We start from the raw sequence: 21,282 nt of genomic DNA, 5'->3' as shown, positions 1-21,282 counted from the left end.
ATGGCCACCAAGAAAACAGCTCCCAAAAAACCAGTAAAGGCGGCGCCTGCGAAAAAAGCTGCTGCCTCACCGAAGAAAACTGTGGCTACGAAAAAGGCAGCAACACCTAAGAAAGCAGCCGCACCAGCGAAGAAAGCCGTTGCTCCTAAAAAGGCGGCACCAGCGAAAAAAACTGTTCCTGTGAAAAAAGCAGTAGCCGCTCCTAAGAAAGCCGCACCAGCGAAAAAAGCCGCGCCGGCTCCTAAGAAAGCAGCTCCGGCTAAAAAAGCAGTAGCCCCTAAAAAAGCGGTTCCTGCTTCAAAAGCAGCTCCGGCGAAAAAAGCGGCGGCTCCTAAAAAAGCTGCTCCTGTAGCAAAAGCTGCAGAAGCGCCTAAAAAGGCTGCTCCTGTAAAAAAAGTGGCTGAAGCCCCTAAAAAAGCAGCTCCGGCAAAAGTTGTCGCGGCGCCTAAAAAGGCTGTACCCGCTCCAAAAGCACCGGTAGCACCAGCGCCTAAAAAAGTAACTCCTGCACCAGTGGCCAAATCGGCTCCTGTCGCTGAAGATAGACAATCAAGCAAATCAAGTGCTGCTGCAGAACCTGCTTCGAGAAAAGCAGAGAGCAAACAGCCCGCACCAATTATTGCACATCGTAAAAAGGAAAAACCATCCGCAAAAATTACCGCTCCGAGCACGACCATGAAAGAATATAATCCACACACAAGATCTTTATTAGACATGCCAGAACAAAGCACAGGTCCAGTATATCGTTACAGTGACGAGGAATTAAATGAATTCAAAGAACTGATTTTAAAACGTTTAGATACAGCAAGAGAAAACTTCGCTTACTATCAGAACCTGATTACCCGTAAGGATGAAGCTGGTGATGATGCAGACAACAAGCTGAACAGCATGGAAGATGGCAGCGGAGCGATGGAGAAAGAGCAATTGTCTCTGATGGCAGCACGCCAGATCCAGTTCATCAACAACCTGGAGAAAGCACTGGTGCGTATCGAAAACAAAACATACGGTATCTGCCGTGAAACAGGTAAGCTGATCGATAAAGCTCGTCTGAGAGCGGTTCCACACGCTACCTTAAGTATTGAAGCTAAAAATTCAATGAAAAAATAGACTTTTACATTACTTATAATAAAAGCCTGTCTGTGACAGGCTTTTATTATATACCTCCCTTGCACATATTCTGATTCATGAAGAAGAAGCATATTTATACCTTTTTACAGATTATTATATTTATAGGACTGGGCCTTGGCCTGATCTACTGGCGCTACACCGAGATGAGCAAAGAGAACAAAGACGCCATGCTCTCCTCTTTACAAAACATTCAGTGGTGGGTATTGATCCCTATTTTCTTTGTCGGCTTTCTGTCCCATTATTTCCGTGCGCTGAGGTGGAAGATCCTCTTGCGTACGGTAGATATTAATCCTAGCACTGCCAACACCACCTTTGCGGTACTGATCGGCTATATGGCCAATACTGTAGTGCCCCGTCTGGGAGAGGTAGCCAAATGTACCATTCTGGCCAAATATGAAAAGACCGCTCCGGAAAAGGCAATCGGCACTATTATCGGTGAGCGCGCCTTCGACCTGGTTTCCCTGGTGATTGTAATGCTGCTGACCCTGGTTATGGAGCGTGCCATTGCGGCACAGCTGATAGACAAATACCTGGGAAATTTGCTTTACGGTAATGGTGTCGGATGGAACCAGATTATGATTATTGCGGGCATCCTGATTATTAGTGCTATACTGCTGCGCTACCTGTTTAAACGCATTAAAGGATCTAAGCTGGGCCAGTTATTCAAAAATCTGGGCGAGGGTATTACATCGGTATGGAGACTGAAAGAAAGGGGCAAATTCCTGCTGTATACTGTCCTTATCTGGCTGATGTATACATTGATGGTCTATATTGGTTACCATGCACTGGAGGCTACTACAGGGCTTAATATGACCTCTGCCCTGGCTATTATTGCCTTTGGCAGTATTGGCATGATTGTTACTCCCGGAGGGATTGGCACCTACCCGCTCATTGTCTCTGCTGTGTTATTACTTTTTGGTATCAATGAAGGTGTGGGACAGGCTTTCGGATGGATTTGCTGGTCTGTGCAAACTGTATTAGTTTTGGTGCTGGGATTACTTTCCCTCATTCTTTTACCTGTTGTCAATAAGCATAAAAAAGATGGACAAACTAGCACTCATACGGCATAAAATAGTAGACAAGACTACCCTTAAACGCATATGCTCCGGCTGGCGGGTAAACAGTCATAAGATTGTATTTACCAATGGTTGTTTTGACATTATACACCAGGGTCATATTGCCAGCATATGCCAGTCGGCCTCCCTGGGCAATAAGCTGGTTATAGGTGTTAACTCCGATGCTTCAGTAAAGCGTCTGAAAGGAGAGCAGCGGCCGATTAACGATGCCTACAGCAGGGCTATGGTACTGGCCGCTATGGAATTTGTAGATGCTGTATGTATTTTCGAGGAAGATACTCCGCTGGAGCTGATCAAGGCAGTAAGACCTGATGTACTGGCTAAGGGCGGCGATTATACGCCGGAAACGGTAGTGGGCAATGATTATGTTACTTCTATCGGCGGAGAGACAATTATCCTTCCTATAGTTCCGGATTTCTCCACAACGATTATTATCTCCAGGAGTAAGGGGGAATAAGCACCATAATAAATTATAGCATACTTAAGGCAGTTTCGGAATCATTTCATTCCTTAGCTGCCTTAACTCATTTTACGGCGGTACAGTACATAAGCCAGTACGGCAAAAATGACATTAGGAATCCATACGGCAATTGCAGGATGCAAGCCGCTATTGGTGGCAAAGGTTGAGGTCAGTTGCATCATGAGGATATACAGGGCACTGATGCTGATACCGAGCGCAAGGTGCGCCCCGCTCCCACCCCGTACCTTACGGGAAGCAATACAGGCTGCAATGATGACCAGGATAAACCCGGCAAATGGTTGTGCCGTACGCTTGTATAATTCAATTTCAAAATCAGACACATTCTCGGTACCACGTGCTTTCTCGCGGTTGATGTAGCCCAGCAGCTGCGGCGTAGTCATTTCCATTTTCACATTACGATCAATGGACAAGTCATCAGGGGTAAAAGCATACTTCTTCTTTAGCTCTGGTATGCGGGTAAGGGTCTCTTTTACACCTTCATTCTTCAGGATGACCACATTACGCAGGGTCCACTCTTTGGTAGAATCGGTATAGGAAATACGATCAGCAGTCAGCTTCTCTTTCAGGATAATGCCATCCATCGTCTCTACGGTAAACTGTGTACCGGTCTGAGAATCGTAGGTGAAGTTCTCTACATAAATGTAGGTATCATTGGCAATCTTGAGGTGTACATGGCCCTCTGTAGACAGCTTTTTATCAAAGAAGTATTTTCTCAGAAAATCATTCATCACCACATTGGAACGGGGAATGAGGAAGTGATTGGTAACCAGTGCAAGCCCTCCGAGTAATATACCCCCGGCGACATAGGCCCTCAGGAAACGCTTAAAGGAAGAGCCTGTAGCCAGTATCGCAATGATCTCTGTACGGCTGGCCATCTTCGAAGTAAAGAAGATGGTGGGCAGGAAGGCAAACAGCGGGAAGAGGATGGTAATAAAGCTGGGTGCTGATACCAGGAAGTAGATAAACAGCTCTCCGGTCGGCGCCTTTTTGGTTACAAAATCTTCAATCTTCTGACTGTAGTCAATTACACATATGATGACCGCCATCATAAGGATAAAGAAGAAAAATGTCGATAAGAATTTTCCTAAAATATACCGGTCGATCTTGGTCAAAAATCTCATATGAATCTATAAATGGCGTTACAATCTTGTTTTTACAATATCTAATGCGGTACGCTTCCACGAAGCAAAGGTACCAGCCAGTATATGCTGACGTGCTTCTTTTACCAGATGCAGGTAGAACGACAGGTTTTGCAGACTAGCCAGCTGCAACGCCAAGATCTCCTTGGCCTGAAACAAGTGTCTCAGGTATGCTCTTGTATAGAAATTACTGAAACGGTTTTCTATACCCGCATCTATCGGGCTAAAGTCTTTTTCCCATTTCTTATTCTTGATATTCACCACACCCTGTGAGGTAAACAGCATACCGTTACGGCCATTACGGGTCGGCATTACGCAGTCAAACATATCTACTCCCAAACCGATATTCTCGATAATATTCCATGGTGTACCTACTCCCATTAAATAACGGGGTTTGTCTTTTGGTAGTATACCGCATACAAGTTCGGCCATTTCATACATATCCTGCTCCGGCTCCCCTACCGACAGGCCACCGATGGCATTACCATCTGCACCTTTGGAGGCGATATACTCCGCTGATATTTTGCGCAGGTCTCTGTAGGTACTACCCTGTACAATGGGGAAAAGCGACTGGTTATAACCATATTTAGGTTCAGTCTCGCCCATGCGTTGCACACAGCGGTCGAGCCAGCGGTGTGTCATCTCCATAGATTTGCGGGCATACTCATAATCACATGGATAAGGAGTACACTCATCAAAGGCCATGATGATATCGGCACCGATACTGCGTTGTATATCCATTACTCTTTCCGGGGAGAACAGGTGTCGGGAACCGTCGATATGCGACTGGAACATGGCTCCTTCTTCTTTCAGCTTACGGTTGCCCGAAAGGGAAAATACCTGGTAGCCGCCACTATCTGTAAGAATCGGTTTGTCCCAGCCGTTGAATTTATGCAGACCGCCTGCTGCCTCGATAATGTCCGTGCCTGGTCTCAGGTACAGGTGATAAGTATTACCCAGGATAATCTCGGCCTTAATATCATTCAGCAGCTGATCCTGCATTACCGCCTTTACACTGCCGGCTGTACCTACAGGCATAAAGATCGGCGTTTCGATCACACCATGATCGGTATGCAACAGGCCCGCACGGGCACCTGTATCGGGACAAACGGCTTGTAATTCAAACTTCATATTACAGATAAAAAAAGAATGGTATATCAATAAATATAGTGAGCCGCTGTTGCGGACTCACTATAGTATATAATGTTAATCGTATTAATTGTGTACAAACTCGCCCAGGTAGCGCTCAGCATCCAGTGCAGCCATACAGCCGCTACCGGCAGCAGTTACTGCCTGACGGTACATTTTATCCTGTACATCTCCACAGGCAAATACACCCTGGATATTGGTTTTGGAAGTACCCGGAGTGGTCATGATATAGCCCTGATCGTCCATATCGATCACACCTGCAAACAGATCACTGTTTGGCTGGTGGCCAATCGCAACGAAGAAGGCACTCAGAGGGATCTCAGTTTTTTCGTTGGTTTTATTGTTCAGCACGCGTACGGCTTCTACTTTCTTCTCACCCAGGATCTCGTCCGTTTCTGTATTCCAGTATACCTCGATATTACTTGTTTTCAGTACACGGTCCTGCATTACTTTAGATGCACGCATTTCTTCTTTACGGATGAACATGTGTACTTTGCTACAGATCTTAGACAGGTACAGCGCCTCTTCACAAGCAGTATCACCGGCACCTACGATCGCTACTTCTTTGTCTTTAAAGAAGAAACCGTCACATACGGCACAAGCTGATACACCATAACCATTCAGGCGTTGCTCGCTCTCCAGGCCCAGCCATTTGGCAGAAGCACCGGTAGCGATAATGATGCTGTTTGCCTCGATCCAGGAAGACTCATCTACCTCTACACGGAACGGACGCACACTCAGGTCTACTTTAGAGATCATACCCCAACGCAGATCGGCACCCATACGACGCGCCTGATTTTCAAAATCCTTCATCATCTGAGGACCCATAATCCCTTCAGGATAACCCGGATAGTTTTCTACATCTGTAGTAATCGTCAGCTGTCCGCCTGGTTGCAGACCACTGTATAATACAGGTTTCAGGTTGGCACGGGATGCGTAAATAGCGGCAGTATAACCTGCAGGTCCGGAACCGATGATTAAACAGTCGATCAGTTCTGTAGTATTTTCAGTAGACATATTTTATTATTTAAACTTGGCGAAGTTAATTTTTTTAGGGCAAAACAAAAAATACCTGGGTATAGGAAAATATTAGCCTGGTGTGGATAAAATCTATACGTTAAAGAAGTCAAAAGGAAGAAAAGTAAAAAGTAAAAAGATAAACACGATCACGAAGGAACTTTAAAACGAGTACATCATGCGCGTATAATAGTTCTAGATTGGTAAAGAAGTATACTATAACCTCAATTTACTTTTTGAATTTAAGTTCCTAAGGTTTACACAATTAACAAGACTTAAGTATTACAAAGAACTGATAATCCGCATTTTGTACCTAAATTTATACCACATTTCGTTTATGCATTCCTGTATTCCGAAATGGTTCCCCACCCAGATTTGCTTACGCCGGCATCGTGCCGGTAAGAACGGTAACACCGTTGCATCATACCAGAAGAAAGATTAAGGATTAATATTTAATTTAAAACCAATAAAATTTCATCTTATGAGTACAGAGCATCTGAATAACGAAGAAGCGATCAGCAAATTAAAGGAAATGGCTACCAAGATTGATATTGGTATGCTATGTACCCACACTAAAGACAGCAAGCATGTACATGCTGTGCCCATGAGCACACAGGAGGTCGATGACCAGGGTAATATCTGGTTCCTGTTTTCTTCTGAAAGCGAAACTTTCCGCCACCTGCAAGAGGACTCTTCCATCTGCCTGCTGTATTCCGATCCGGGCAATTACAGTTTCCTCAGCATCCATGCCGATACCGAGGTGAGCCAGGACCAGGGCCGTATTGACAAATACTGGAATAAGATGATCGAGGGCTGGTTTGAAAAAGGAAAGGAAGACCCGCGTATACGCGTCATGAAAGTAAAACCCCACGAAGCGCACTACTGGGACACGAAATCCAACAAAATGATCACCTTTATGAAGGTGGCCGTCAGCGGTATTACCGGTCAGAAAATGGATGTGGGCCGCTCCGGCGATCTGAATATTTAACCGTAAACACTAACCTCAAAACGCTACAATTATGTCTAAACACATTGCAATATTAGCCACACACGGCTTTGAAGAAAGTGAATTAAAATCGCCCAAAGAGCACCTGGAGCAACAGGGCTGGACAGTTGATATCGTAAGCCCGCAAAAAGGCACGATAAAAGCCTGGGCCAAAAAGGACTGGGGTCCTGAATACCGGGTAGATAAAACCCTGAACAGTGCCTCGGCCAAAGATTACGATGCACTGGTATTGCCTGGCGGCGTGATCAATCCAGATCAGCTGCGTACCAACCAGGAAGCAATTGCATTTATACAGGATTTCTTTCAGCAGCAAAAGCCTGTCGGCGCCATCTGTCATGGCCCACAGCTGCTGATCAATGCTGAGGTAGTGCAGGGCCGCCAGATGACTTCTGTCCAGAACATCAGCAAAGACCTGATCAATGCCGGTGCCCAATGGACAGACAATGAAGTGGTCGTAGACTCCGGACTCGTGACCAGCCGTACACCCGCAGACTTACCAGCCTTTAATGCCAAACTGGTCGAAGAGATCAATGAAGGCAAGCATGAAGCCCAACATCCGTAAACGGAATTATATACAAATTAAAAAGCCATCTGTAGGTACAGATGGCTTTTTAATTGATGTTCAACAATATACATTACTTACGTTTACCGGTTTCGATACCGATATACTCAAAGTAGTTGCCCTTGAGCTGGTATAAAAGATTCCTATAGGTTACGTTATCTTTAGTAACCAGTGGAATGTACAGTAGTTTATACCTGTAATCGTAGGTGATCAGATCAGTTGTCCATTTACGTGTTTCATCCAGACTGGAGACATTAAAATATATATCTATAACTTTAAGCTTTTGTGTTTTTGCTCTAAATATTTTATCCGTATCAATCAGTTTATTACCTGCAATCCGGTGTGCCATTACCATTTGGCCTCTATGCATTGTCGAAAGAATCATGTTCTCCACAGACAGGTAATAGCGGTATTTACCTATATCTACCATATAGATCTGTGATGAGAAACTACCCGGATCACCTTCACCGTATTGCGGCATACGATAGTATATTTGTCCGCCATCTTTCCATTGGTAAATACTTTGAAAAAAGTGCATGCTCCCACCCGTCCAGGTATCCCAGCTATAGATCCTGAAATTACCATCCGGAGAGGTTGCGATATGCACTCCGCTTTTTTGCAGCTTGGTAAAAGTATAACTCAGTGTAGCAGGATTATCACGAATGAAATCATTCATTTGCCGGGCAAACATTTCTGCTTTATTATCGGAATTTGCACTATATCTGTTACCATCTATTTTACTATATAAAGCAGCCAGCTGCTTTTCTTTTGTCACCATATTGGTTTTCTGAGACCAGACATGCGTATGCAATAAACAACAAAGCAAAAAAATGTAAGAATTCTTCATCAGGGATTCGTTATGAGCAATTGATTAACTACGCAGCCCTAAATTTCGCATAAGATAATCATAATACCAAGCAAAAAGATTTCTCTTAACAGTATTGCCCTTTTACTTAATTCTGCTAAAATATATAATTCTCTTCCAGATAGGACACTAAATTGAATGTGCTCATGATCAAAACACGCAGGGGTACAAAATGAAAGTGTCGTGCAGCTGACTTGATGAAAACAAAGACAGCTTTTATTTTATAGCAGTTCCCGTTCTTTCATGGCTTCATAGATCAGGCTCAGGCAACTATTCCCTTCCGGGCGATTGTCCCAATACATACTATGTGCTTTAATGCTCTGTAGGGTAAAGAAGTCTATGATATTGTGTTTATTATATAATACTACCTCATAATTCAGATTATGTGGCCGGGCCGAATGCTTAAGTATACCAAATTCGGCATCGCCTATCTGGGCATTGTACCGGAAATTGGTCGCAAAAGCATCTGATATAGAATATACATTAATCCATTGTATTGAACTATCCATATCCGTAACACGGTTCACGCAGAACTGCGGGTAATAAGATTTGACAAACTCAAACGGAGAACCTATCGTAATCAGTGCCTTACAAAAGGTACGTACATTTCGGCTTGGCTTACCACTTAACGGATACAAATAATCTATAGCCAGTATACTGCCAAAGCTATATGCATGAAAGTGGATGGTACAGTCTTCTTCATTTTCTGTAACATATTCAACGAGTTGCTCAAGGTTACCTAATATTAATTGACGCTGGGCACCATACTGCATGTAATCATTCACGCAAAGAAATTCTATAGCCAGATTGGTGAGCAGCACATTGGCATTGGGTACAATAAGCAGCAATGGTGCCGTAATGAGCACCACCAGTTGAGTAGCTTCTTTAAATCCTTGTTTAGATATTACCGGGATATCTTTAGTACCTATAAGTTCTTTAAAGCCATTCAACAGGTTAGTAACGGCTGGTTGCTCAAACATAAGACCTATGGAGCTGATGCTAGCCGGCACCATGAGTAAAACTGCACTAGAAATGATCATGAAAATGAGGAAGATATAAAGAGTCTGCAAAGGGCGGTTATACCCGTTAGAGACAAATAGCCGTTTCAGGATTAACGGAAACTTACTGATCATCAGCAGGAAGAGACGGAAGTTCTTAACGATTAAAGAGCTGCTGTTGAATTTTACCGTAAGCATTTCATGATAGTCAAATTCATATATTTTGTATATCATTTTTTCTTCCGGCTGTGTCTGCCAGATACTGATCACCGTACAATCGCGATCCTGCATATAGCGTTCCTTACCTTTACGGATCTCATACACCTCCTTATGTGTATCAAAGCAAAGTTCATTCTTCAGTCGTTCGACATACTTCTCCACCGTTTCGTTTACCACCGACTGGCCCAAGCCTGAAATGTAGATGCCGACTTTCATATTGTATATATTTTACATTCAATTTAAGCACGAAAATACATGTACAATGGAGAGAAAAACAAGCAAACTGACTGAACAAATAACGTATTGATACAAAAAGAGTGTTTCGCCCGGTTTTAAACTGTGCAAAACACCCTTTTATTGTCCCATAAAGACTTTTCCTTTGTTGCCGCACCGTAAGGTTGATATACTTCTTCCCTGGCAATCGGTCATTCATTTCATTGAGCAGATGGTAATAAGGCAAGCTATGATCCTGCAATGATTGTTGTAACAGCAATTCTATTAGCTTCTGATCTGATTTATGGCTGATTATATGTCTTTGAGTATCCATAAGACCCTGGTACATCTTTTTCCAAAAACATGTTTAGCAACACCTTATGCTGGTTTTCAAAATCTTTCTCCAGTTTCAGATTGATGCGCTTCCTATATAAAACAGTTAGCTGCTCTCTTTGCAACAAGGCATCACGACCCATGGTATCAATATAGATATCGGCATTGAGCTGATCTACAGCAATCTTTGCCCCATGATGTTCTGGTAATAATGCTAATTGTTTCAGTACCGTATGAGGACTCCCAGCATAGGAACCTATACGTACCATAGAATCTGCAGACTCTTCCCATACACTCCGTAGCAGGAAACTAACTGGTACACCTCCATGACCTGCAACGATATCCATCCGGGTATATGCATCTTCTACATTACCCGAACTAAGATACACAGCAAAGCCTTGCTGGTTTTGCACGTCTGTCTGTTCTTTATATTTTGAAGTCTTATACGAATAACGGCAGCGATACCAATCATGACCAGTATCTCCCGCCCCTCCATAATACAATTCAAGCATCCGGATGATAAAGCGCTTGCCATTCACTACCAGGGTACAACCCAAAATCTTTTCTCCTAAAGCTATAGCCGCTTGCAGTGAAGCAGTTACATTTTCACCCTCCTGCACAATACCGTTTTCATCTATATGATTTTTTATATGATCGAAATACTGCTGCATAAATTTATTATTAATTAGTTAGTAAGTTTTACTTAACGAATCCTATTCCCCCCAAATGTGCCACATTATCCATTCTGTACTATCTGCGCTGAGGATAAAAAAACCATTTTCATAAGTTTCACTTTGATCACCAGGCTCAACCAATAGCCAGTCTGTCTGAAATACTAGCATGCGGTTACCAGCTGACTGCATTTGCAAAGGTATTCGCTCCTTTAGCTGAAGATATGTATAACACTGCTGATTTGTCTCTAACGGAAAACTATATTGCCGGGAGTATTTCCAGCCATTCTTTGCTGCGTAAGTAATTATTTCTGGTACAGATACATGATCACCATGCTTGCCTTTCCATTGTATCTGCCGGTGTCCACCCCATGGGCCCTGATCATTATTATGTATTGTGATCTCCTGCTCATGAAATCCACTCCAGAAACCTGAAGGGCCAGCCGATTTGCAAGCGTACAGCTCAAAGAAAAGTGCTATGCATAACACCCATCTGATATATCCCCGAAACATCATAAGCACAAAAATAAGAAATGAAGGAAAATACATAAGCGATAAGAATCATATACTTTCATAAACGTTGTTGCGCACGGCTATGCCGTGCGCAACAACACAGTACACAAAAGAATCACTTCCTCAATAATATTATTTCGGAAAAGCCGGATCGGCCTTCACTTCCTCAATCTGCAAAGTATGCCGGGCAGTATGTGCTGCCAGGAAGAGGAAATTCTGATACCCATCTGCCTTACCGGTAGGATAATCACTGATATGATTACGCAGATTGTCCAGGCTGGTACTCTGTATATATCCCATTATGGCTTGCCTTGTGGTCATAAAAGCAGAAAGGGCCTCGGCTGTGCTGGCATAGTTGCCCGCAGGCTGCAGCTCTTTCGGGGCCTTATACTTAGTCGAACGGTCGGTAATCATCTTGATAATATCTGCATCTGTTCCTTGTATTTCTGCCTTCCGCTCAGGTTGTGCAGGTTTGTCCATATCTTTCTTAATATCTGCAAACATCTTCTTCTCTGTGGCAATAATATGCTCCAGACATTGTGCCACAGACCATTTTCCACCACCAGGGCTGAAACTCATCTGTGCCGCACTCAGACCAGACACCGCTTTCTCCAGGTTTGCAGCCGTCTGTCTATAATAGTTTTCCAGAAAAGCTTTGCTGCCATCGGCTGTGGTAGCCTGTGCTTCCAGGACTGTTTTTAACTTAGTCAACCCGGTTTCCAGATCATTGCCAATCATCTCTTCCATATTCATAAACAGCATCATGAGGTTCATAGGATAGTTCATATGTCCGCTAAAGGCCCAGGTAACCTTAGTCTGCCCTTCCCCGGCATCCGCTACAGTCATATAGGCCGGTTCAGTCGCTTCAAAAGGTTTATAAAAGCGCAGCTCATAATCGATACGCTCCCCTTCGGTGATTTTTTTAATCTCCTGCTCGCCGGTACCTACATCTTTATGATTACTTTCCCAACGGGAGACAAAACCTACGGTGCCGTCTGTACCGCGATAAGACTTCTTCATCGCCGGATCCATACTGGCCCACTTACTATAGTTTTCCTGGTTTTTGAGGTATCGTATATAATCAAATACGGCCGCTCTGGGTTTCTTAATCACGACTTCCCGTGATACCGCGTAATCTTTCTTTACAAATAAAGCCACCACCAGGGGTATGGCAATGATAATCAGTAGTGCAATCAGCACCTTGCGAAGTGTTTTCATAATTTGTGATTTTATGTTGATAAATGAAATGCCGGGATGAATAGCTAGTATACTACTATAACACGTTCCTGAAATCACACACTAACACATAGTAAATATACACATTTGAACTGAAATAAAGGCGTGATATATAAAAAAGGAGCGCGCCGGCTATGCCGGCGCGCTCCTTTTTTATATATCTGAATTGATTACTCTTCTTCGTCAAATTCCAGAACCTCTCTGTTAGCCAGTAACAGTTCGTACTCTTCTTTAGAACCAACTACCATCTCATTCAGTTCACGCATACCAGTACCTGCAGGAATCAGACCACCTGTAATTACGTTCTCTTTCAGACCTGTCAGATCATCGGCTTTACCGTTGATCGCAGCAGTAGACAATACTTTAGTTGTCTCCTGGAAGGAAGCTGCAGAGATCCAGCTTGGTACACCCAGCGACGCTTTGGTGATACCTTGCAGCAGTGGAGAAGATGTAGCCGGTACCGCATCGCGGAATTCTACAAGTTTCTTATCTGCTCTGCGCATCATACTGTTCTCTTCACGGATCTCACGCAGTGTAGTGATCTGACCAGCGCTGAATTTCTCAGAATCACCGGCATCAACAACTACTTTCTTATCAAAGATCCAGTCATTTTCATCCAGAATATCATTCTTATCTACAGTATCATCTTCCAGGAAGCGGGTATCTCCAGGATCCTGAACAGATACTTTACGCATCATCTGGCGTACAATTACCTCGATGTGTTTATCATTGATTTTTACCCCTTGTAAACGGTAAACCTCTTGAATTTCATTTACCAGGTATTCCTGTACCGCATTAGGTCCTTTGATCGCCAGGATATCGCTAGGAGTGATGGCACCATCAGACAGCGGATTACCCGCTTTGATGAAGTCACCATCCTGAACAGTGATCTGACGTGTCAGCGGCACCAGGTATTTTTTAACCATACCCTCACGGCTTTCAACGATGATCTCACGGTTACCACGCTTGATGTTACCGAAGCTTACTACACCATCAATCTCTGCTACTACAGAAGGGTTAGACGGGTTACGTGCTTCGAACAACTCGGTAACACGAGGAAGACCCCCGGTGATATCTTTGGAACGACCCATTACACGTGGTATCTTCACAATTACCTGACCGCTCTTCACTCTGTCACCCATATTGATACCAATGTGTGAGCCAACTGGTAAGTTGTATGTTTTCACTTCTTTACCATTGATCAGGATAGAAGGAATTTTGTTTTTATCTTTTGTCTCGATAACCACTTTCTCACGGTGACCTGTTTGCTCATCCGCTTCTTCACGGAAAGTGATACCTTCAATTACGTTCTCGAAATCTACTGTACCGTCGATCTCAGAGATGATAACGGCATTGAACGGATCCCATGAACAGATAATATCACCTTTCTTGATTTTCTGACCGTTTTTCACTTTCAGAATAGAACCGTAAGGAATGTTATGTGTGTTCATCAGGCGATCTTCTTCCAGATCCATTACACGCAGCTCACCGGTACGACCGATTACTACTTGTCCTTCTTCGCCTTCTTCAGTAATTGTTTTAACAGTACGCAGACCATCGAACTGAACGGTACCTTCGAACTTAGCGATTAAGTTAGACTCGATCGCAGAAGAGTTCGCCGTACCACCCACGTGGAAGGTACGTAATGTCAGCTGTGTACCCGGCTCACCAATCGACTGTGCAGCGATAATACCTACTGCATCACCTTTCTGAGTCATATAACCTGTAGCCAGGTTTTTACCGTAACACTTAGCACATACACCACGCTTAGCCTCACAAGTCAGTACAGAACGGATTTCAACGATTTCGATACCTGCTTCTTCGATAGCATTAGCGATATCTTCGTCAATTTCAATACCTGCATTAACGATCAGCTCTTCTGTGTGCGGGTGATAAACATCGTGCAGTGAAGTACGACCCAGGATACGATCGAACAATGGTTCTACGATCTCCTCGTTGTCTTTCAGTGCTGATGTAGCCAGACCACGTAATGTACCACAATCTTCACTATTGATTACTACGTCCTGAGCAACGTCTACCAGACGACGGGTCAGATAACCCGCATCCGCCGTTTTCAGGGCCGTATCCGCAAGACCCTTACGGGCACCGTGCGTAGAGATGAAGTATTCTAATACCGACAGACCTGTTTTGAAGTTAGACAAGATCGGGTTCTCGATAATCTCAGAACCGCTTGAACCACTACGACGTGGTTTTGCCATCAGACCTCTCAGACCAGCCAGCTGTTTTACCTGTTGTTTAGAACCACGGGCTCCGGAATCCAGCATCATGTATACAGAGTTAAACCCTTGTTTATCATTAGCCATTTCGGTGATCAGTGTTTCAGTTACTCTCGTATCTACACGAGACCAGATATCGATGATCTGGTTGTAACGTTCGTTGTTGGTGATCAGACCCATGTTATAGTTATCCCAAACCTCATCAACTTCTACCTGTGCATTCTCAACCAGTTTCTCTTTGATATCCGGAATGGTCAGGTCATTGATGTTGAACGATAAACCACCACGGAAGGCCGTACGGTATCCGATTTGTTTAATATCGTCCAGGAATCGAACGGTTTTAGGAATATTTGTATTTTTCAGGATTGCACCGATGATCTCACGCAGTGATTTCTTCGTCAGCAGTGCGTTTACATAACCGTTCTCTTTAGGTACAACCTGGTTGAACAGTACGCGACCTACAGTAGTTTCGATCAGTTTACGCTCCAGCTGTCCGTCTTTACCACGTACATCAGCTTTTACTCTGATCCACGCATGCAGTGCTACTCTACCTTCATTATGCGCGATGATTACTTCTTCAGCGCTATAGAAAGTCATACCCTGACCTTTGATGGTTTCCTCTTCATTGGTCTTTTTACCTTTTGTCAAATAGTACAGACCTAATACCATGTCCTGAGAAGGCAGGGTGATTGGTGTACCATTCTGAGGGTTCAGGATGTTATGAGAAGCCAGCATCAGCATTTGTGCCTCGAGGATAGCCGCATTACTTAACGGTACGTGTACCGCCATCTGGTCACCATCGAAATCGGCATTGAACGCAGAACACACCAGAGGGTGCAACTGGATCGCTTTACCTTCGATCATACGTGGCTGGAAGGCCTGGATAGATAATCTGTGCAGCGTTGGGGCACGGTTTAACATTACCGGGTGACCTTTCAGTACGTTTTCAAGGATATCCCAAACTACCGCTTCTTTACGTTCAACCAGTTTCTTAGCTGATTTTACGGTTTTAACGATACCTCTTTCTATTAATTTACGGATAATGAACGGTTTGAATAACTCAGCCGCCATATCTTTAGGAATACCACACTCATGTAACTGCATTTCAGGTCCTACTACGATAACTGAACGACCAGAATAGTCAACACGCTTACCCAATAAGTTCTGACGGAAACGACCTTGTTTACCTTTCAGTACATCTGATAATGATTTCAGTGCACGGCCACCTTCTGCCTTAACAGCATTTGATTTACGGCTGTTATCGAACAGAGAGTCTACCGCTTCCTGTAACATACGTTTCTCGTTACGCAGGATTACTTCCGGTGCTTTGATCTCTAACAAACGTTTCAGACGGTTGTTACGGATAATCACACGGCGATACAGGTCATTCAGGTCAGAAGACGCAAAACGACCACCATCCAGAGGTACTAACGGACGCAGTTCCGGTGGAATGATTGGCAGATACTGCATCACCATCCACTCCGGTTTATTTTCGATACGGGTATTAGCATCACGGAACGCTTCTACCACGCTCAGGCGTTTCAGCGCCTCTTGCTTACGTTGCTGAGAAGTCTCGTTCGCAGCAGCAGCACGCAGCTCGTAAGATAAAGAATCCAGATCCAGACGGCCCAACAGATCCTGAACTGCTTCAGCACCCATTTTCGCTACGAATTTATTAGGATCTTCATCCGGCAGGTATTGGTTCTCTTTAGACAGTGCGTCCTGGATATCCAGGTACTCGTCTTCAGACAATAATTGCAGGTATGTTTTTTCGCTGTCTTTTAAGTTTAATTTCTGACGGATCATTTCTTCCGCCTCACCTGCCTGGATTACTACATAACGTTCGTAGTAAACAATGCTTTCCAGTTTTTTAGAGCTGGAACCTAACAGGTAACCAATTTTATTCGGTAATGATTTGAAATACCAGATGTGCACGATAGGTACAACCAGTTTCAGGTGACCCATACGCTCACGACGTACTTTCTTCTCAGTAACTTCTACACCACAACGGTCACAAACGATACCCTTATAACGGATACGCTTGTACTTTCCACAATAACATTCGTAGTCTTTTACTGGTCCGAAAATCTTCTCACAGAACAGACCGTCGCGCTCAGGCTTATAAGTACGGTAGTTGATCGTTTCCGGTTTTAATACTTCACCGTAAGAGCGATCCAGGATAGCATCCGGAGAAGCAAGGCTAATCGTAATCTTGTCGAAACCCGATTTTGGGCGATTATCTTTCTTTATTGCCATTTTTTATTTGAATTGAAGCGTGGAATAGCTATTCCTTGCTTTAATTATTAAATATTTTTTGTTGTTAAAAGTAAGGGTATTAAGATACGGCGGATGCGGAATCGTACCCGCCGTATTTATAACTTAGTTCTTACTTTCATTGTTCTCGAAGGTCAGTTCCAGACCCAGACCTCTCAGCTCGTGTATCAATACGTTGAAGGATTCCGGAGTACCCGCTTTAGGGATATTATCTCCTTTCACAATCGCTTCGTACGTTTTCGCACGACCTACGATATCATCCGATTTGATCGTCAGTAACTCCTGCAGGATGTTAGATGCACCGTATGCTTCCAGTGCCCATACCTCCATCTCACCGAAACGCTGACCACCGAACTGGGCTTTACCACCCAATGGCTGCTGTGTGATGAGTGAGTATGGTCCGATAGAACGGGCGTGCATCTTATCATCAACCATGTGATGCAGTTTGATCATATAGATGATACCAACTGTAGCTTTCTGGTCAAAGCGCTCACCGGTTTCACCATCATACAGATAAGTGTGACCGAAGCTAGGTAAACCTGCCTCATCGATCAGGCCTTTGATCTCATCTACAGAAGCACCGTCAAAGATCGGAGTAGCAAAGTTCAGACCCAGTTTTTCACCTGCCCATCCTAAGATCGTTTCATAGATCTGGCCAAGGTTCATACGGGAAGGTACCCCCAGTGGGTTCAGAACGATATCTACCGGTGTACCATCTTCCAGGAACGGCATATCTTCTGCACGTACGATACGGGATACGATACCTTTGTTACCGTGACGACCCGCCATCTTATCACCTACTTTCAGCTTACGCTTGATCGCCATGTATACTTTCGCCAGTTTCAATACACCTGTTGGTAACTCATCACCGATAGACAGATTGAACTTCTCGCGTTTGTAACGGCCCAGCTCTTCGTTATATTTAATATTATAGTTGTGTAACAACTGGTTTACCAGATCATCTGTTTCTTCTTCGTTAGTCCATCCTAATGGATTTACATTCTGGAAGTCAACAGAGTTCAGTACTTTAGAACTGAATTTACCACCTTTACTGATTACAGGCTCACCATATGTATTGGTAACACCGGCAGAAGCTTTATCAGCCAGTAAGATCTGCAGTTTTTCCAGTAACAGTTTTTTTACGGCTTCAGCATTCTCTACGTGTACTTTTTCAATTTTTTCCAGATCGCTCTTCTCTCTCAGTTTCTGAGATTTATCTTTCTTAGCTCTTTGGAATAATTGTTTTCCGATGATTACACCATCAGTGCTCGGAGGTGCTTTCAGAGAAGCATCTTTCGCATCACCGGCTTTATCACCGAAGATCGCACGTAACAGTTTCTCTTCAGGAGTAGGATCAGATTCTCCTTTAGGAGTGATCTTACCAATCATGATATCACCTTCTTTTACATGCGCACCGATACGGATAATACCATTTTCATCCAGGTCTTTAGTCGCATCTTCAGAGATGTTAGGGATATCTGAAGTCAGTTCTTCTTCACCTAATTTAGTCGCACGTACTTCCAGTTCATACTCATCAACGTGAATAGAAGTGAATAAGTCCTCACGAACTACTTTTTCATTAATTACGATCGCATCCTCGAAGTTGTACCCTTTCCAAGGCATGAATGCTACTTTCAGGTTACGGCCCAGTGCCAGCTCACCTTTCTGTGTTGCATAACCTTCAGTCAGGAAGTCACCTGCTACCACTTTCTGATTTTTGCGTACAGCAGGCTTCAGGGTGATAGAAGTACTTTGGTTCGTTTTACGGTATTTGATTAGTTTATATACTTTCAGATCGTCTTCGAAAGATACCAGACGTTGTTTGTCTGTACGATCGTAACGAACGTGAATTTCATTTGCATCTACATATTCTACCACACCGGTACCTTCTGCATGAATTTGCGTACGGGCATCGCGGGCAGCTTTTGCTTCCAGACCGGTACCAACGATAGGCGCCTGAGGGCGGATCAGTGGTACAGCCTGACGTTGCATGTTTGATCCCATCAACGCACGGTTGGCATCATCATGCTCCAGGAACGGAATCAGAGATGCGGACAGACCTACGATCTGGTTAGGAGCGACGTCCATGTACTGAACCTCTTCTCTTTCCAGGATAGGGAAGTCACCTGTTTCACGGGATTTGATTTTATCTTCAGCGAAGCTTCCTTTGTCATCCAGAGGAACGTTCGCCTGTGCAATTTTTTTATCATCTTCCTCTTCCGCACTCAGATAAATCTGGTGTTTCAGATCTACTTTACCATTATCAACTTTACGATAAGGTGTTTCGATGAAGCCCATATCATTGATCTTAGCGTGTACACATAGTGTAGAGATCAGACCGATGTTTGGACCCTCTGGAGTTTCAATGGTACACAGACGGCCATAGTGAGAGTAGTGAACGTCACGTACCTCGAAGCCGGCTCTTTCACGAGACAGACCACCTGGTCCGAGTGCAGAGATACGACGCTTGTGCGTGATCTCAGACAGCGGGTTGGTCTGATCCAGGAACTGAGATAACTGAGATGTACCGAAGAAAGAGTTGATTACAGAAGACAGTGTTCTCGCATTGATCAGGTCGATCGGAGTGAACACCTCATTATCACGAACATTCATACGCTCACGGATGGTACGTGCCATACGGCTCAGACCTACACCGAATTGTGCATATAATTGCTCACCTACTGTACGTACACGACGGTTGCTCAGGTGATCGATATCATCGATCTCTGCTTTACCGTTAGACAGGCGTACCAGATATTTAATGATAGCAATGATATCTTCTTTGCTCAATACTTTTTTAGTATTGCTCTGATCCATCTCCAGTTTACGGTTGATCTTGTAGCGACCTACTTCACCCAGATCATAACGTTTGTCAGAGAAGAACAGTTTTTCGATGATACCGCGGGCGGTTTCATCATCCGGTGCATCACTACCACGTAACTGACGGTAGATGTGTTGTACCGCTTCCAGCTCAGAGTTGGAAGTATCTTTATTTAAAGTGTTGTAGATGATAGAGTAATCACCGCTCAACTCTTCTTTTTGAATGTAGATAGAATCTACACCCATTTCCAGGATAGAATCGATATATTCTTCATCCAGAACGCTGTCACGCTCCAGGATAACTTCGTTACGCTCTATAGAAACAACTTCACCGGTATCTTCATCAACGAAGTCTTCTGTCCAGGTGCGCAGTACGCGCTCTGCCAGACGACGACCGATATTAGCCTGCAGTGATTTTCTGTCTGCTTTTACCTGATCAGCCATACCGAACAGGTTCAGGATGTCTTTATCATTTTCGAAACCGATAGAACGCAGTAAGGTAGTAACCGGGAATTTCTTCTTACGGTCGATGTACGCATACATTACGTTATTGATATCTGTTGCGAACTCCATCCATGCACCTTTAAACGGAATTACACGGGCAGAGTAAATTTTGGTACCATTAGGGTGTGTACTCTGACCAAAGAATACACCAGGAGAACGGTGCAGCTGAGATACGACAACGCGCTCAGCGCCATTGATCACGAAAGTACCCTGTGGGGTCATGTATGGGATATTACCCAGGAACACATCCTGAACAATAGTTTCAAAATCTACGTGTTCCTCATCGTTACAACTCAGACGCAGCTTAGCTTTTAACGGCACGGAATACGTAAGTCCGCGATCCATACACTCTTCGATAGAGTAACGTGGCGGATCGATGAAGTAGTCCAGGAATTCCAGCACAAAGATGTTGCGGGTATCCGTAATCGGGAAGTTCTCCTTGAATACGCGGAACAAACCTTCGTTGTCACGCTTATCAGGCGTGGTTTCCAATTGGAAGAAATCCTGGAATGATTGCAGCTGAATGGCTAACAGATCGGGCGTCTCCGCTACATCGTGTATCTTTGCAAAGTTAACACGACCCGACTGTGTGCGTTTTAATTGTTTCGACATAAGTAATCTAAACCAATTTATTGGGTATAAACAGAAAAATCCCATCCAAAAAAGATGTCCTTTTTGAACAGGTTTAACAATAAAATTTAATAAGTATTTTGATCAAGTTGATATTGCACGTACGTTTTCCTCTGTTTAGAGAGGATTGCAAAGATACGACCATAAGATGAATTGACCAATTTTTCTAAAATATTTTTGAATTTTCAGAAATTTAACATTTTGTTTTGTT

The 21,282-nt window shown here is 43.8% G+C and carries 14 protein-coding genes; 5 read left to right on the top strand and 9 right to left on the bottom strand.

The window, feature by feature from the left end; all coding sequences use genetic code 11:
• The 3 genes from EMP01_RS15715 to rfaE2 all read left to right on the top strand — a co-directional run bounded on the left by EMP01_RS15715 (position 1) and on the right by rfaE2 (position 2,661).
• Entirely contained in the window at positions 1-1,107 is a 1,107-nt protein-coding gene (locus EMP01_RS15715) for a TraR/DksA family transcriptional regulator (RefSeq protein WP_237559508.1), read from the top strand.
• Positions 1,108-1,184: 77 nt separating this feature from the next.
• Positions 1,185-2,198 carry a lysylphosphatidylglycerol synthase transmembrane domain-containing protein gene (locus EMP01_RS09255; protein WP_129021224.1) on the top strand — a complete coding sequence of 338 codons (1,014 nt, stop codon included), beginning with the start codon at positions 1,185-1,187 and terminating at the stop codon, positions 2,196-2,198.
• Positions 2,170-2,661 carry a D-glycero-beta-D-manno-heptose 1-phosphate adenylyltransferase gene (gene rfaE2 / locus EMP01_RS09250; RefSeq protein WP_129021223.1) on the top strand — a complete coding sequence of 164 codons (492 nt, stop codon included), beginning with the start codon at positions 2,170-2,172 and terminating at the stop codon, positions 2,659-2,661. Before EMP01_RS09255 ends, rfaE2 begins: the two co-directional genes overlap by 29 nt.
• Before the next feature lie 62 nt (positions 2,662-2,723).
• On the opposite strand, the gene EMP01_RS09245 is transcribed toward rfaE2, so the two are convergent.
• From EMP01_RS09245 to trxB, 3 genes are all read right to left on the bottom strand, one after another.
• A complete protein-coding gene (locus EMP01_RS09245) occupies positions 2,724-3,806 on the bottom strand; it encodes an LptF/LptG family permease (protein WP_129021222.1) in 1,083 nt (360 codons plus the stop codon).
• An 18-nt stretch (positions 3,807-3,824) separates the two neighbouring features.
• Complete coding sequence (gene tgt / locus EMP01_RS09240; RefSeq protein WP_129021221.1) at positions 3,825-4,955, bottom strand: tRNA guanosine(34) transglycosylase Tgt; 1,131 nt, start codon at positions 4,953-4,955, stop codon at positions 3,825-3,827.
• Positions 4,956-5,039: 84 nt separating this feature from the next.
• Complete coding sequence (trxB, locus tag EMP01_RS09235; protein WP_129021220.1) at positions 5,040-5,990, bottom strand: thioredoxin-disulfide reductase; 951 nt, start codon at positions 5,988-5,990, stop codon at positions 5,040-5,042.
• 481 nt (positions 5,991-6,471) lie between these two features.
• Between trxB and EMP01_RS09230 the strand changes: the two genes are divergently transcribed.
• Both EMP01_RS09230 and EMP01_RS09225 read left to right on the top strand, forming a co-directional pair.
• Entirely contained in the window at positions 6,472-6,978 is a 507-nt protein-coding gene (locus EMP01_RS09230) for a pyridoxamine 5'-phosphate oxidase family protein (protein ID WP_129021219.1), read from the top strand.
• Positions 6,979-7,009: 31 nt separating this feature from the next.
• Positions 7,010-7,558 carry a type 1 glutamine amidotransferase domain-containing protein gene (locus tag EMP01_RS09225; RefSeq protein ID WP_129021218.1) on the top strand — a complete coding sequence of 183 codons (549 nt, stop codon included), beginning with the start codon at positions 7,010-7,012 and terminating at the stop codon, positions 7,556-7,558.
• Positions 7,559-7,631: 73 nt separating this feature from the next.
• Here the strand turns inward: EMP01_RS09225 and EMP01_RS09220 are convergent, their stop codons facing one another.
• From EMP01_RS09220 to rpoB, 6 genes are all read right to left on the bottom strand, one after another.
• Positions 7,632-8,405, bottom strand: a complete 774-nt coding sequence (locus EMP01_RS09220) for a hypothetical protein (RefSeq protein WP_129021217.1) — start codon at positions 8,403-8,405, stop codon at positions 7,632-7,634.
• Positions 8,406-8,644: 239 nt separating this feature from the next.
• Complete coding sequence (locus tag EMP01_RS09215; protein WP_129021216.1) at positions 8,645-9,856, bottom strand: hypothetical protein; 1,212 nt, start codon at positions 9,854-9,856, stop codon at positions 8,645-8,647.
• Between the two features lie 299 nt (positions 9,857-10,155).
• Positions 10,156-10,857, bottom strand: a complete 702-nt coding sequence (locus EMP01_RS09210; protein WP_129021215.1) for a hypothetical protein — start codon at positions 10,855-10,857, stop codon at positions 10,156-10,158.
• 645 nt (positions 10,858-11,502) lie between these two features.
• Positions 11,503-12,588, bottom strand: coding sequence for a DinB family protein (locus EMP01_RS15520; protein WP_161971286.1), 1,086 nt, complete (start codon positions 12,586-12,588; stop codon positions 11,503-11,505).
• Between the two features lie 188 nt (positions 12,589-12,776).
• A complete protein-coding gene (gene rpoC / locus EMP01_RS09200; RefSeq protein ID WP_129021214.1) occupies positions 12,777-17,099 on the bottom strand; it encodes a DNA-directed RNA polymerase subunit beta' in 4,323 nt (1,440 codons plus the stop codon).
• Positions 17,100-17,222: 123 nt separating this feature from the next.
• A complete protein-coding gene (rpoB, locus tag EMP01_RS09195) occupies positions 17,223-21,053 on the bottom strand; it encodes a DNA-directed RNA polymerase subunit beta (RefSeq protein WP_129021213.1) in 3,831 nt (1,276 codons plus the stop codon).
• Between the last annotated feature and the right edge of the window lie 229 nt (positions 21,054-21,282).

The sequence above is a fragment of the Edaphocola flava genome (genome assembly GCF_004118155.1).
GTDB classification, from domain to species: domain Bacteria; phylum Bacteroidota; class Bacteroidia; order Chitinophagales; family Chitinophagaceae; genus Edaphocola; species Edaphocola flava.
This window is presented reverse-complemented; position numbering and strand designations above follow the sequence as displayed.

Bases quoted from the DNA above. Each gene is read 5' to 3' on its own strand.
- EMP01_RS09255 (WP_129021224.1), top strand. From the start codon at position 1,185: ATGAAGAAGAAGCATATTTATACCTTTTTACAGATTATTATATTTATA.
- EMP01_RS09225 (WP_129021218.1), top strand. From the start codon at position 7,010: ATGTCTAAACACATTGCAATATTAGCCACACACGGCTTTGAAGAAAGT.
- rfaE2 (WP_129021223.1), top strand. From the start codon at position 2,170: ATGGACAAACTAGCACTCATACGGCATAAAATAGTAGACAAGACTACC.
- EMP01_RS09230 (WP_129021219.1), top strand. From the start codon at position 6,472: ATGAGTACAGAGCATCTGAATAACGAAGAAGCGATCAGCAAATTAAAG.
- rpoC (WP_129021214.1), bottom strand. From the start codon at position 17,099: ATGGCAATAAAGAAAGATAATCGCCCAAAATCGGGTTTCGACAAGATT.
- trxB (WP_129021220.1), bottom strand. From the start codon at position 5,990: ATGTCTACTGAAAATACTACAGAACTGATCGACTGTTTAATCATCGGT.
- rpoB (WP_129021213.1), bottom strand. From the start codon at position 21,053: ATGTCGAAACAATTAAAACGCACACAGTCGGGTCGTGTTAACTTTGCA.
- EMP01_RS15520 (WP_161971286.1), bottom strand. From the start codon at position 12,588: ATGAAAACACTTCGCAAGGTGCTGATTGCACTACTGATTATCATTGCC.
- tgt (WP_129021221.1), bottom strand. From the start codon at position 4,955: ATGAAGTTTGAATTACAAGCCGTTTGTCCCGATACAGGTGCCCGTGCG.
- EMP01_RS09220 (WP_129021217.1), bottom strand. From the start codon at position 8,405: ATGAAGAATTCTTACATTTTTTTGCTTTGTTGTTTATTGCATACGCAT.
- EMP01_RS09215 (WP_129021216.1), bottom strand. From the start codon at position 9,856: ATGAAAGTCGGCATCTACATTTCAGGCTTGGGCCAGTCGGTGGTAAAC.
- EMP01_RS09210 (WP_129021215.1), bottom strand. From the start codon at position 10,857: ATGCAGCAGTATTTCGATCATATAAAAAATCATATAGATGAAAACGGT.
- EMP01_RS09245 (WP_129021222.1), bottom strand. From the start codon at position 3,806: ATGAGATTTTTGACCAAGATCGACCGGTATATTTTAGGAAAATTCTTA.
- EMP01_RS15715 (WP_237559508.1), top strand. From the start codon at position 1: ATGGCCACCAAGAAAACAGCTCCCAAAAAACCAGTAAAGGCGGCGCCT.